Here is a 13,274-nt window from a genome sequence, read left to right as displayed (position 1 = left end):
TATAATATTTCATTGCCTATAAAAGTAAAATTACAGTGGATGCACAATGGAGCATGGTTTAATTCTTTTTCTGTAGAATATTGAAATGAACGTTAGAATTGTTAACTAAATCATTTAAACGCAGAAAATTGTTTAGATTTTTATGTATTATGTAATATAACATAACTGGACACTATTATAATGAGGCTGCGAATGGCGACGCTGATTCGACAGGTAATATTAAAGAACTTTAAAAGTATATCAACTTGTCGGGTCGATTTACGTGATATTTCTCTTTTGGTTGGACCAAATGGCGCTGGAAAAAGTAATTTTATTGACGGCTTTCGATTAATTTCAGATGCACTTAATTCTACATTAGAATACGCGATACGCCAGCGTGGTGGGATTAACGAAGTTAGGAGAAGATCAGGTGGTCATCCGACGCATTTTGCAATTAGCCTACGTCTAAACTTGGGAAATGGGATGAATGGTCATTACGCTTTGCGCGTAGGGGCTAAGCCTGAGGGTGCCTTCACAGTTCAGCGCGAACAAGCGACTGTCTCTAAAGAAGGATTGACAGACGCGTTTTTTGTTGTCGAGGATGGCAATGTAATCAATGCTAGTGAAGAATTTCAAACACTCAGGCCTAAAGTAGAATCTGACCGATTGTATCTGACTTCGATTTCAGGTGTTGCAGAATTTCGGGTTTTGTTTGATGCCCTATCAGGGATGAGTTTTTATAATATTCATCCAGAACCGATTAAAGAGTTACAACCTCATGACAGCGGTGATAGGCTTGATCGAAATGGTTGGAATCTAGCGGCTGTGATTAAGAGGCTTCGGGAGGATCAGCCAGAAAATCTTCAGAGAATACAAGAATATTTAAAACAAATTGTTCCAGGAATTGAAGAAGTAAGCCATAAAAGCTATGGTCCAAGAGAGACTTTGGAGTTTCGACAGGCGGTACAAGGTCAATCTCATCCTTGGAGATTTCATGCAGCATATATGTCAGATGGGACATTGCGCTCTTTAGGTATACTTACAGCGCTATTTCATCAAACAGTTACTGAAGGTAAATCAATACCGTTTGTAGCAATTGAAGAACCCGAAATCACTATTCACCCCGCGGCTGCAAGTATAATTATGGACGCATTATTTGAAGCGTCAAAAAAAGAGCAGGTATTAGCAACGACGCATAGTCCTGACTTGCTTGATCATCCAGATATCAAGAGCGATTCAATTTTGGCGGTTCAAAATATAGAAGGTGAAACTCAGATTTTGCCTGTGGATGAAGCTGCAGTATCGGCTATTAGAGAATCTCTTTATACTGCGGGAGATTTACTTAGAGTGAACCAGTTAACACCTAATTCTAAATTAAAACCTAAGAGAATATCGGATAGAGACCTTTTTGGCCAATCCTAATGGCAGCAATATATTCAATTGTAGAAGGGCATGGAGAGGTGCGAGCTGTTCCTGTTTTGCTCAGGAGGATAGCTCAAGAGTTTTGTGGAATTTATGACTTAGATATTTTGGATCCTCATCGAGTTCCACGTGGACGAATGTTGTCCGATAATAGTGAAGATCTCAAGAAAGCTATCGAGCTTGGAAAACGACGAATTAGTAGTAAAGATGTCCCTGGGTTTATACTGGTTTTGTTAGATGCGGATGACGACTGCCCAGTAACGCTAGCGCAATCAATCTTTGGTCGAATTAAGAGGGATGATATAACTATTATTGTTGTTATAGCGAATAAAGAGTATGAATCTTGGTTCTTGAAAGCGATTAAGTCACTTAGAGGGACTCGGGGTATTTCTGATATAGCAGAACCACCAGATGATTCGGAGTCTATTCGTGATGCCAAAGGATACCTTGAACGAAATTACTTTGGGGATAATGAATTTTATCAAGAAACAGTAGATCAAGCTAGATTAACGTCAATATTCGATATTAATGAAGCACGATTATCTTCATCATTTGATAAATTTTACCGGGAAATATATGGTAACCTTATGGCTGATTAAATTTTAATAAAGCATATTGAATTTGTAGAGTGATGGTTTGTCTTCTTAACCTTCTTGCATTACTGAATTATGTACAGTGTGTACAGTGATGGTATTCGCGTGACAGTCGCCGCTCCGTCCGGGGTATTTTAAGCGGCTTTCTATTTCTAGTCCTCCTTTAGTTTCGTTGTTGCGGTATTGGGCGTCGGCAGGCCGTCGGTGAAGGTCTTGACCGGAATCACCGCATTCGAAGTTAATCACCACCGCCGCCCCATCATGCTTTCCGACACCGCCAATTCGGACTAGGGTTCCGTCTCAACAAAACAAAGCCACTGCCCTGCCCCGCCATTCCGGGGCGGCGTCAAAGGAGCCCCGCCATGCCGACACAAGCGTCAACCCCCGGAAGCCTCACCATCCGGGAGCCGGATGACTGGCATCTGCATCTGCGCGACGGGGCCATGCTGGCGGGGATCGTCGATTTCACGGCGCGGCAGTTCGCGCGGGCCATTATCATGCCCAACCTCGCGCCGCCGGTGACCACCATCGCCGCCGCCGAGGCCTACCGGGCGCGTATCCTCGCGGCGCTGCCGGCGGGGCGGCGCTTCACGCCGCTGATGACCGCCTACCTGACCGACGAGATCGATGCCGGCGAGATCGCGGCCGGGTTCGAGCGCGGGGTCTTTACCGCCTGCAAGCTCTACCCGGCGGGCGCGACGACCAATTCGGCCTTCGGCGTCACCGATGTGCGCAATATCCATGCGGTGCTGGCGCGGATGCAGGAGATCGGCATGCCGCTGCTGGTGCATGGCGAGGTGACCTCGCCCGATATCGATATCTTCGACCGCGAGGCGCGGTTCCTGGAGGATGTGCTGGCGCCGCTGCTGCGCGATTTTCCGGCGCTGAAACTGGTGCTGGAGCATATCACCACGGCGGAATCGGTGCAGTTCGTCCGCGCCGCCGGGCCCACCGTGGCGGCCACCATCACCCCGCACCACCTGCGCATCGACCGCAACGCCCTGTTCGCGGGCGGGATGCGGCCGCATGCCTATTGCCTGCCGGTGGCGAAACGCCGCCATCACCGCACGGCGCTGCGCGAGGCCGCGACTTCGGGCGATCCGAAGTTCTTCCTCGGCACCGATTCCGCGCCGCACCCCCGGCACGACAAGGAAAGCGCCTGCGGCTGCGCCGGCATCTTCTGCGCCCCCGCCGCGCTGGAAAGCTACGCGCTGACCTTCGACGAGGAAGGGGCGCTCGACCGGCTGGAGGGGTTCGCGTCGGAATTCGGGCCGCGCTTCTACGGGTTGCCGCTGAACGAGGGCACCGTCACCCTGCACCGCGAGGACCTTGCGGTGCCGGAGGCGGTGACGGGGGATGGCGGGGTCTGCGTCGTGCCGTTCCACGCGGGCGAAACGATCGGATGGCGCGCGGCGGAACGCGGCGGCAAGTGGAGCCGCGAGACGGGCGCGTGATGTTGAACAATGACAACTGGGGCAGCCGGGCGCGGTTCGGCATGTTCATTGTCGGCAGCGAGGCGGTGCCGGAAGCCGAATGGTGGGCCATGCTGCCGCCCGGCGTATCGGTGCACGCCGCGCGCGTTTCCGCATCGGCGCCCTGGGCGCGCTGGCGGGCGGGCCGGGCAGCGGTCGATCCGGCGGAGGATCTGGTCCGGGGCGCCCGGCAGTTCGCGGCCATGCGGCTGTCCGCCGTCGTGGTCGGGCACAGTTCCAGCAGCTTCATGGGCGGCAAGGGCTGGGACGAGGCGGTGGCGCGGAACCTGTCCGGCATGCTCGGCCCGGATATCGCCGTCACCACGAACGGGCTGGATACGATGGCGGCGCTGCGCGCCTCGGGCGTGCGGCGGCCCCTGCTGGTCATGCCGCCCTGGTACAATGACGAGGCGATGGCGGCCGGCATGCGCTATTACGAGGATCACGGCTTCGCGCCGGCGGGCGCGCTGCGCCATGACCCGGGCCCGGACTGGCGGGACGTGCCGCCGGGCGAGATGTACCCGCGCGGCATGGGATTCGCGCAGGAGGTCGAACCGCTGCGGGCGCAGATCGCCGCCGGCTGCCCGGCGGAGGCGGATGGCGTGCTCATCGCCGGGACGGGGTTCCGCTGCGTGGCGATCCTGGACGCGCTGGAGGCGGACCTGAAACGGCCGGTCCTGTCGGCGAACCAGGCCAGCCTGTGGCGCTGCCTGCAACTGTCCGGCGTGCGGGCCGATATTCCGGGCTACGGCAAGCTGTTGCGGCTTTGAGTCGTCACCGGTTCCGGTTCCGGTCGTACACCGTCCCGGCCTTCCATTCCGCCATCACCGGCTTGAAGCCGTCCTTTTCCAGCTTCGCGGTCCATTCCTCGCGCGTGTTGCTGAAATGACCGGCGAGGCTCATCTCGAAGTTGATCTCCATCATCTCGCGGAAGCCCATCTGGTTGGCGCTGCGGTTGATGGCGCGTTTCTTCATCATCAGGATTTCCAGCGGCACGCGGGCGATTTCCGCCGCCATGTCGTCGACCAGGTCGGCCAGTTCCGCCGCCGGGACCGATTTCGTCGCCCAGCCGCAACCCGCCGCCTCGATCCCGTTCATCGTGCCGTGCAGGAAGGCGAAATCCTTGGTCTTGCGCAGGCCCACCAGCGGCAGCCAGCTGCCCCAGATCAGCCCCTGCACCATGCCGGGCGCGGCCTCCACCGGGCCGATCTTCGCGTCATGCGCCACCGCGACGATATCCGCCAGCCCGGCCAGGATCGTGCCCGCCGCGATGCAGGGCCCGTGCACCTGGGCGATCACCGGCTTGGGGATTTCCCAGACCCGCATATAGGCGCGCAGCCGCTTGGAGAAATCGATCCGGTGGCCCTCGGTATCGGCGCCGGTCTCGCGCTCGCCGGGGACGAAATGCTCCCGGCCGTAGTCATGCCCGGAACAGAAGCCGCGCCCCGCGCCTTTCAGGACCACGACCTTGATGTCGTCGTCATCCTCGGCGGCGAGCATCGCGGTTTCGAACTCGCGGGTCAGCGCCTCGTTCAGCGCGTTGATCCTTTCCGGGCGGTTAAGGGTGATGGTGAGGCGCGATTCCGCCTTCTCGTAGATCAGGTGTTGGTAGGCGGTCATGTCAGCCTTTCTCCTTCGCCGGCACGGTGGCGATTTCATCGACCCAAGGCAGGGCGGAGCGGCGCCAGATCTGTCCCGCCGGGCGGAACCGCGCGCGCTGGGCGATCATGCCGACGCGCAACGAATAGGCGGGCGGGTTGTCCGGCGCGCTGGACGATATCGGCGCGCCGCAATCGCCGCAGAACATGTGCCGCCGCTTGCTGCCGCTTTCCGCCGTCTTGATATAGCTTTTCGGGCTCCCGCGCAGCAGCCGGAAGCTCTCCGCCGGCGCGCTCACATTGGCGCGGAAGGGCGATCCGCTGAGCTGCTGGCAATCGGTGCAGTGGCAGAGGCGGATGGAATCGGGGTCGACCTCCGCCTCATAGGCGATCGCCCCGCAATGGCACTGTCCGTCGATCTTCATGGGTTTCCTCCCGTGATGGCCGTCCTGCGGGAAAGCCTACCCCTGCGGCGATTGTGCCGCAATCGGGGGGCGCGGATCGGACTCGGGCGGGCGGGCGTCGGGCGGCGACATATGCGCGCAAGCCCGACGCCCCGCATATGCGCGCAATGCCGACACCCCGCATCGTGTCATCCCGGGCCTGACCCGGGATCCATGCGGCGGCTGATCTTTCAGTGCGGGTCGAGGCGCGATGCGGCGATGGATCCCGGATCGGGGTCCGGGATGACGGGTGCGGGGGCGCAGCCGGTCCGGGTTGACGGGACGCCGGGATGACGGGTGCGGGGGCGCGGCCTGTCCGGGATGACGGGGCGCCGGGATGACGCGCGGCGGGACGCGGACCGGACTCGGGCGGGGGTTCTGTGGTAGGGTGCGGGCGATGGGGCGGATTCTTTCGCTCCCGCAAATGAAATGGATAATTTATGACTGAATCGACCTCCATACGAAACATCCTCGACGGCGTGTCCGGCAAGCGGCTGTTGCAGGGTCTCGTGATCGGCGTCGTCGGTACGATCGGCTTCGGCTTCGGGCTGGGCGGCTGGACCCTCAGCGGCACCGTCGCCGAAAGGGTTCAGGTCGCCGAGGACGCGGCGGTTGTCGCGGTGCTGGCGCCGATCTGCGCCGAACGGTTCGAAAAGGCCGCGACGGCCGAAAACGGCATGGTGGCGGAACTCAGGGGCGTGAACGCCTGGGAACGCAACACCCATCTGATGCAGGCCGGCTGGGCCACCTTCCCCGGCGGCGAAAAGCCGGAATACATGGTGGCGCGGGAATGCGCCAGCCTGCTGAACATGGCCTACAAGTTCGAATAGGCGGTTCGCGGCGCGATGACGGCGCCGGCAGGACCCGCCTGCTCACTATCGCGAGGAACCTGCCGGAACCGGCGGGGCCACCAGTTCCTCGGCGGCGTCGTGCAAGGCCGCGCCGAGCGCTGCAAAGAAGCGGCAGGTGAAGGCCGCCCGCATCGCCGCCGCCTGGCGGGGGATATCCAGTTCCATTTCGCCGCTCGTGAGGGCGGAAAACGCGGTGGCGGCCGTCAGGTGGCGCAGGGCTTCCTGCTGTTCGGGCGTGCTGGGGAATGCGGTCATTTTCGACTCTCCTTTTGTTTTGTAACCGGTGTCGCAACGGTGCTGCGAATACGGGTGGTATTATCCCATCGGAATTTATTAATGCAATAAAAACACGATACGATATATTAATACGGTATACGTATGAATAGAGGCGTCGCATGATCCGTGACAGACTGCCCGACCTGGGGGTTCGCGAACTCCGCGCGCTGGTGTCGCTGGCCCGCTACGGCAATTTCGCCGCCGCCGCCGCCGATGTGGGGGTGTCGCAGCCGACCCTGACGCGGACCGTCCGCCGGGCCGAGGACGCGATCGGCGCCGCCATGTTCATGCGCACCACGCGCCGGGTGGCGCTGACGCCGGCGGGGCGCGAATTCATCCCGCTGGCCGAACGGCTGCTGGACGATATCGGGCTGGGCATGCGCAACATCCGCGAACTGGCCCTTGTGGAGCGCGGGCAGGTCGTGATCGCCTCGCAGATATCCATCGCGCAGGGTATCCTGCCGGCGGCGATCCGGACGTATTCGCACCGCTTTTCCAGCGTCGAGATCCGGCTGATGGAAGGGGTGCAGTCCAGCGTGCTGGAAGCGGTGCGCGGCGGCGGCGCGGATTTCGGCCTGGGCGACACGACCGGCGTTACCGACCCCCTGTCGGGCGAACCGCTGGGCGACCAGTCCTTTCGCGTCGTGCTGCCCCGGGGGCATCGGCTGCTGCGCCGCCGGACGGTGACGCTGCAGGACCTCGACGGCGAATCCCTGATCCGGATGACCCCGGATTCGGCCGCCTGGCAGTTGATGGACAGCGCCATCGTCTCCTCGGGAATCCGGATGTCGTCGCACCATACGGTGGGCCTGTTCACCACCGCCTTCCGGCTGGTGGCGGAAGGGCTCGGGATCGTGATCGCGCCCGCGATGATCCTCTCCAGCGTGCATCCCGAAGGGGTGGGGTCGCGGCCGCTGGCGTCGGGCGAGATGGTGCAGCATCAGGGAATCATCGTCCGCCGCGACCGGGAACTCACCCCGGCGGCGGCGGCCTTCCTCGGCGTATTGCGCGATATCTGGCCGCAGGACCGCGATATCGCATCGCCGGACTGACCGGCTGGTCTTGACAGGCGGGCCCCGCCGGCAGCGTAATTACGCCACGGGCTATGTTGCGGGAGTATTGGTATGGCGCTGACGGCGGAACACGACAGTCTCGGCATTGCGGCGCTCGATGGCGCCTTTGGCGCGGCGGTAGCCGGGGTCGACCTCGGCGGCACGCTGGCCGATGCCGAATTCGCCACGATCCGTGACGCGTTCCTGGCGAGCCAGATACTCGTCTTTCGCGGCCAGCAACTGGACAAGCCCGCGCAGATCCGGTTCACGGAAAGATTCGGGGAACTCGAACTGCCGCTCAACCGCGACTATCTCGGCGCGGACTATCCGGCGCTGCACGTCGTCACGAACCTCGATACAGAGGGCCGGCTGAAGGACAGAAAGGTACTGGCCAATCCCGGCAACTATTTCTGGCACACGGATGCATCCTACATGGCGGTGCCGGCGATGGCGACGCTGCTCTATGCCGTGCAGGTACCGCCCGCGGGCGGCGATACCGCCTTTGCGAACCTGCACCTTGCCTACGAAGCGTTGCCGGAAACAACAAAGGCCCGGATCGACGGAATGAAGGCGGTGCACAGCTGGGCGCAGTCGCGGATCAATTCGGGCAGCCGTCCCGCGACCGAAGAGGAGGCCCGGAGCGCGCCGCCGGTCGCCCATCCACTGGTGCGCACGCATCCCGATACCGGTCGCAAGGCGCTGTATCTGGGCAATCACACATCGCATATCGAAGGACTGCCCGTCGAAGAGGGGCGCGCCCTGCTGGGGGAACTGCTGGCGCATGCGACGGCGCCGCGTTTCGTCTACCGGCACCGGTGGCAGCCGGGCGACCTTGTCATGTGGGACAATCGCTGTCTTGTGCACCGGGCGTCGGACGATTTCGACTTCACCACACATGCGCGCGTCCTGCATCGCACCGTGTTGCGCGGAACCGTTCCGGTGTAGGGCTGCTGCGCGCCAGGCAGAAGGCAGGTTGCGTGATGCCCGGGGTTATCGGGCGGATGCGATAGCGGCGCTCAGTCCGCCGCCTGCGCCCCCGCCGCGCCGAAGCCGGCGTCCGGGCGCGCCAGCCCGTAATGGTCGCGCAGCGTCGCGCCTTCGTATTCCGTGCGGAACAGCCCGCGCTGCTGCAGGATCGGCACGACCTGTTCGATGAAGGTGTCCAGCATGGCCGGAAGGACCGGCGGCATGATGTTGAAGCCGTCGGCGGCGCCGTTGTCGAACCAGTTCTGGATCAGGTCGGCGGTCTGTTCCGGCGTGCCGGCAAAGGTGAAATGCCCGCGCGCCCCGGCCAGTTTCGACAACAGCTGCCGCAGGGTCAGCCCTTCGCGCCGGACCAGCCCGACGATCAGTTCGGTGCGGCTGCGCGCCGCCTCCACCGTGGCGGGATCGGGGAAATCCTCCGGTTTCAGCGGCGTATCCATCGGCAGGTGGGTGAAATCATGCCCGCCGAACCGGGCCGACAGCCGCTGGCGGCCGACTTCGGGATCGGCCAGGTCGTTGAGTTCCTGCTCCATGCGCTGCGCTTCGGCTTCGGTCGCGGCGACGATCGGGCTCAGCCCCGGCAGGACGACGGTCTGGTCCGCGGCGCGGCCTTCCGCCGCCGCGCGTCGTTTCAGGTCGGCGTAGAATTCCTGCGCCGTCGCCAGTTCCATATGCGCGGTGAACACCGCTTCCGCGTGGCGCGCGGCGAAGCCCCGCCCAGCATCGGAGGATCCGGCCTGCACCAGCACCGGCCGGCCCTGCGGCCCGCGCGGCATGTTCAGCGGACCCTCGACCCGGTAATGCGCGCTGACATGGTTGATCGGGCGGATCCGGTCCGTATCGGCGTACAGCCCGCTGTCGCGGTCGTCGAGGATCGCGTCATCGGCCCAGCTGTCCCACAGCGCCTTGGCGGCCTGCAGGTATTCCTCGGCGATGGCGTAGCGGTCCGCATGGCTGACCTGGCTGTCGCCGCCGTAATTCCGCGCGGCGTCGGCGGACCATGACGTGACGATGTTCCAGCCGGCGCGGCCGCCGCTGATATGGTCCAGCGAGGCGAACTGCCGGGCCAGGTTGAACGGCTCGGAATAGGTGGTCGAGGCGGTGGCGATCAGGCCGATGCGTTCGGTGGCCATGGCCAGCGCGCCCAGCGCCGTGATCGGTTCCAGCCAGACGCGCGGCGCCCGCTTCACATCCCAGCGCAGCGACAGCTGGTCCGCCAGGAAGATGGAATCGAACAGCCCGGCTTCGGCCCGCTGGGCCAGATCCGCATAATAGCGGATGTCGCTCAATGCCAGGGGCGAGGCGTCCTTATGCCGCCACGCGGCTTCGTGATGGCCACGGGTATGGATAAACAGGTTGAGATGCAGTTTTCGTGTCATGCGCGGATAATAAGGACCGGCGCGAGCTTCGTCCATGGGGCCCGCCTGTGATAAATTGTCATACCCGTATTGACTGTTCGCGACGTTCCGGAGCCGCTGTTCGGGCCGGATCAGGCGGTGCCGCGCGAAAATGTGAATGCCTGTACCGCGCAGGGGCCATATTCCGCTTGACGGGATACCGGGCCGGATCGACTCTCGGGCCCGGAAGTCCACCCGGTTCTTCGAAGGAGGCGTGCCATGCGTCATCTGTCAATTACGGTATTGGCGGGGGCGCTGTCGTGCCTTGCCGCCCCGTTGGCGCCGGTCGTGGCGCAGGACCTTCCGGCGGGGAAAGCCCGCGAACTGGTCGAAGCCGTCTGCACATCCTGCCACCTGCCCAACCAGATTTCGCGGAGTTCCGGCTACACCGCCGATGGCTGGCGCGAACTGGTATTGACCATGGTCGATCTGTCCGAAGCGCCGGCGGAGCGCGCCGCCATCATCGCCTATCTTGCCGAGAATTTTCCGCCGCATGAAAGGCGCGCGCCGAAACTGGTTTCCGGGCCGTCGCGGGTCGCCTTCACCGAATGGCAGGTGCCGACCCTGGGCCAGCGGTCGCGCGACCCGGTACAGGCGCCGGACGGTTCGATCTGGTGGGCGGGGCAGTTCGCCAACCTTGTCGGGAAAATCGATCCCGCGACCGGGGCGATGACCGAATTTCCGCTGCCGGACAATGCGATGCCGCACTCGGTGGACCTCGATGCGGCGGGCATGGTCTGGTACACGGGCAACAGGAACGGCACGGTCGGGCGGCTCGACCCCGCGACCGGCGCGGTCACGGAATTCCCGATGCCCGACCCCGCGGCGCGCGACCCGCATACGCATATATTCGACGCAAACGGAATCCTGTGGTTCACCCTGCAGCAGAGCAACATGATCGGTCGGCTCGACCCGGCGAGCGGCGACGTGCGGCTCGTGCCGACGGCGCCGGGCGCGAAGCCCTATGGCGTCAAGATCGACGCGGCGGGCACGCCCTGGATCGCCTGCAACGGCAGCAACTGCCTGATCCGGGTCGATCCGCAAAGCATGGCGCTGACCGAGGTCAAACTGCCGAACCCGGCGACGAGGGTCCGGCGGCTCGATATCGCCGGTGACGGCACGGTCTGGTACGTCAATTCCTCGCAGGGGCGGATCGGCCGCTACGACCCGGCGACCGGCGACATCCGCGAATGGCCGTCTCCCAGCGGGCCGAAATCGCACCCCTACGCCATCGCGGTGGTGGACGGCATCGTCTGGTACAATGAATCCGGGATGCGCCCCGATGCGCTGGTCCGGTTCGACCCGGCCACGGAACGCTTCCAGAGCTGGGCCATTCCGTCCGGCGGGGTCCATGCGGGCATCGTCCGGCACATGCGGCCGACGCGGGACGGCAACCTGCTGATCCACCAGAGCAGCACCAACCGGATCATTCGGGTCGACCTGAAACCGGCGGCGACGCAATAGGCGGGGGCGTTGGCGCCACCCCCTTGTGCGGGCATGGTCTTTCCTGAAAGAATTGGGACGCGCAACAGGGAGGGAGCCCGATGCATACGGCGCCACTGCATGGCGAATTCGCGGTCCGGATCGAGGGCATCGACCTGTCCGAACCGCTGGACGCGGCGGCGCTGGACGAAGTGCGCGACGTCTGGATGCGCCACCGGGTTGCGGTGTTTCCCGGGCAGGATCTGGATGACGAGGCGCTGGCGCGTTTCGCCGAACGGCTGGGGCCGCTTTTCGTGCATGTGCAGAAGCAGTTGCTGCGCCCCACCGGCCGCAAGGAAATCATGGAGCTGTCGAACCTGCCGGGGGCCCATGCGCCGGTGACCAGCGAACTGGACTGGCATACGGACCAGAGCTACACCCCGAAGCCGGTCTTCGGCACGATTTTGCATGGGCTGATTGTGACCGAGGATGGCGGCGAGACCGCCTTCGCCGATCTGGCCGGCGCCTGGGCCAGCATGCCGGACGATCTGCGCGCGCGGGTCGAGGGCGTGACCGCGGTTTACGCGGCGGAAGGGCCGCGGGTCCGGCCGCGCATCGTGCTGACCGACGAACAGCGCAAGGAAATCCCGCCGGTGCCCCATCCGCTGGTCCGCACCCATCCCTATCTGGACCGCAAATCGCTGTATCTCAGCCCGATGCATATCCGCACCATCGACGGCATGTCGGAGGAGGACACGGCGGCGCTGATGGCCGAACTGATCGCGCATGCCACGCAGCCGGCGCATGTCTATACCCATAAATGGACCGTCGGCGATGTGGTGATGTGGGACAACACCTCGGTCATGCATCGCCGCCTGCCCTTCCCGGCGGACCAGAAGCGCTACCTGATCCGCGCCGGATTCCACCTGCCGGAGGACCGCGCCGTGCCGTACTGAGAACCGGTCTGTCGCGCCCGCGTATTCAGGACGGCACAACCAGTTCGAGTTTCGGTTCATCGTGAATATCGGGCAGGGTGGAGAATGATTCCTTCAGCGCCTGCGACCAGCGCACGCTGATCGTCGCAAAATCCGGATCGCCGGTTTCAATCCGCCGCTGCATGCCGAATTCGAACGTATCCTTGCGGATGATGGTCAGGTCGAGGGGCATGCCGACGGACAGGTTGCTGCGCAGGGTCGAATCCATGGAAACCAGCACCGCTTTCAGGGCGTCCTTCAGGGGTGTTTCGATGGTGAGGACACGGTCCAGGATGGGTTTGCCGTATTTGTGTTCGCCAAGCTGGAAATAGGGCGTTTCGGCGGTCGCTTCGATGAAATTGCCGGCGGAATAGACATGGAAAAGGCGGTGGCGGCCGCCCCGCCGCTGGCCGCCCACGATCATCGATGCGCCCGAAGGCACGCCCTGCGCCCGCAAGGCGTCGCGATAGCGGCCCTGGACAACGCGCATGGTATCGCTGACCAGTTCGGCAACCCGGTACATGTTTTCCACGTTCAGGATGCATTCGACATCTTCTGTCTGCGCGCGCTGAATCGCCTGGTTGATCCGGGTGATAACGCCTTGCGTAATGGACAGGTTTCCGGCGCAGACAATCGTGATCGCCCGCTCGTTGTCGACCGCCCAGTTGAACGTCTTGCGGAAGCGCGCAATGTCGTCGAGCCCCGCGTTTGTGCGGGTGTCCGACAGGAACACCAGACCTTCCGAAATCGTCAGACCCACGCAATACGTCATTGCGGGGCCGCGATTTTGCGGCGCCGGGAAGACCGGGGG

The 13,274-nt window shown here is 62.6% G+C and carries 14 protein-coding genes; 9 read left to right on the top strand and 5 right to left on the bottom strand.

Annotated elements, in window-relative coordinates:
• Positions 1-192 precede the first annotated feature (192 nt).
• The 4 genes from WD767_15145 (at position 193) to WD767_15130 (ending at position 4,236) form a co-directional block, all read left to right on the top strand.
• Positions 193-1,401, top strand: a complete 1,209-nt coding sequence (locus tag WD767_15145) for an AAA family ATPase (GenBank protein ID MEX2617427.1) — start codon at positions 193-195, stop codon at positions 1,399-1,401.
• Positions 1,401-2,000 (top strand): DUF4276 family protein, encoded by a 600-nt coding sequence (locus tag WD767_15140; GenBank protein MEX2617426.1) that lies wholly within the window; start codon positions 1,401-1,403, stop codon positions 1,998-2,000. Before WD767_15145 ends, WD767_15140 begins: the two co-directional genes overlap by 1 nt.
• A gap of 356 nt (positions 2,001-2,356) precedes the next feature.
• Complete coding sequence (gene pyrC / locus WD767_15135; protein ID MEX2617425.1) at positions 2,357-3,448, top strand: dihydroorotase; 1,092 nt, start codon at positions 2,357-2,359, stop codon at positions 3,446-3,448.
• Positions 3,448-4,236, top strand: a complete 789-nt coding sequence (locus tag WD767_15130) for a hypothetical protein (GenBank protein ID MEX2617424.1) — start codon at positions 3,448-3,450, stop codon at positions 4,234-4,236. Before pyrC ends, WD767_15130 begins: the two co-directional genes overlap by 1 nt.
• A gap of 4 nt (positions 4,237-4,240) precedes the next feature.
• Here WD767_15130 and WD767_15125 read toward each other — a convergent pair whose 3' ends face one another.
• Together WD767_15125 and WD767_15120 are read right to left on the bottom strand one after the other, a co-directional pair.
• Positions 4,241-5,086, bottom strand: coding sequence for an enoyl-CoA hydratase-related protein (locus WD767_15125; protein MEX2617423.1), 846 nt, complete (start codon positions 5,084-5,086; stop codon positions 4,241-4,243).
• Between the two features lies 1 nt (position 5,087).
• Entirely contained in the window at positions 5,088-5,489 is a 402-nt protein-coding gene (locus WD767_15120; protein ID MEX2617422.1) for a GFA family protein, read from the bottom strand.
• Between the two features lie 458 nt (positions 5,490-5,947).
• Between WD767_15120 and WD767_15115 the strand changes: the two genes are divergently transcribed.
• A complete protein-coding gene (locus WD767_15115; protein ID MEX2617421.1) occupies positions 5,948-6,337 on the top strand; it encodes a hypothetical protein in 390 nt (129 codons plus the stop codon).
• 45 nt (positions 6,338-6,382) lie between these two features.
• On the opposite strand, the gene WD767_15110 is transcribed toward WD767_15115, so the two are convergent.
• Positions 6,383-6,613, bottom strand: a complete 231-nt coding sequence (locus WD767_15110) for a hypothetical protein (GenBank protein MEX2617420.1) — start codon at positions 6,611-6,613, stop codon at positions 6,383-6,385.
• Positions 6,614-6,753: 140 nt separating this feature from the next.
• Between WD767_15110 and WD767_15105 the strand changes: the two genes are divergently transcribed.
• Positions 6,754-7,686 (top strand): LysR family transcriptional regulator, encoded by a 933-nt coding sequence (locus tag WD767_15105; GenBank protein ID MEX2617419.1) that lies wholly within the window; start codon positions 6,754-6,756, stop codon positions 7,684-7,686.
• A gap of 72 nt (positions 7,687-7,758) precedes the next feature.
• Positions 7,759-8,631 carry a TauD/TfdA family dioxygenase gene (locus WD767_15100; GenBank protein ID MEX2617418.1) on the top strand — a complete coding sequence of 291 codons (873 nt, stop codon included), beginning with the start codon at positions 7,759-7,761 and terminating at the stop codon, positions 8,629-8,631.
• A gap of 71 nt (positions 8,632-8,702) precedes the next feature.
• On the opposite strand, the gene WD767_15095 is transcribed toward WD767_15100, so the two are convergent.
• Positions 8,703-10,049 (bottom strand): LLM class flavin-dependent oxidoreductase, encoded by a 1,347-nt coding sequence (locus WD767_15095; GenBank protein ID MEX2617417.1) that lies wholly within the window; start codon positions 10,047-10,049, stop codon positions 8,703-8,705.
• Positions 10,050-10,286: 237 nt separating this feature from the next.
• On the opposite strand from WD767_15095, the gene WD767_15090 reads away from it, so the two are divergent.
• Together WD767_15090 and WD767_15085 are read left to right on the top strand one after the other, a co-directional pair.
• Positions 10,287-11,531 (top strand): cytochrome C, encoded by a 1,245-nt coding sequence (locus WD767_15090; protein ID MEX2617416.1) that lies wholly within the window; start codon positions 10,287-10,289, stop codon positions 11,529-11,531.
• Between the two features lie 80 nt (positions 11,532-11,611).
• Positions 11,612-12,445: a TauD/TfdA family dioxygenase gene (locus WD767_15085; protein MEX2617415.1), complete on the top strand. Its 834-nt coding sequence runs from the start codon at positions 11,612-11,614 to the stop codon at positions 12,443-12,445.
• Positions 12,446-12,470: 25 nt separating this feature from the next.
• Here the strand turns inward: WD767_15085 and WD767_15080 are convergent, their stop codons facing one another.
• Positions 12,471-13,235: a peptidase gene (locus WD767_15080; protein ID MEX2617414.1), complete on the bottom strand. Its 765-nt coding sequence runs from the start codon at positions 13,233-13,235 to the stop codon at positions 12,471-12,473.
• Positions 13,236-13,274 lie beyond the last annotated feature (39 nt).

The organism is Alphaproteobacteria bacterium (genome assembly GCA_040905865.1).
Taxonomy (GTDB): domain Bacteria; phylum Pseudomonadota; class Alphaproteobacteria; order UBA8366.
Note: the sequence above shows the minus strand (reverse complement) of the source record. Positions and strands in the feature narration are given on the sequence as shown.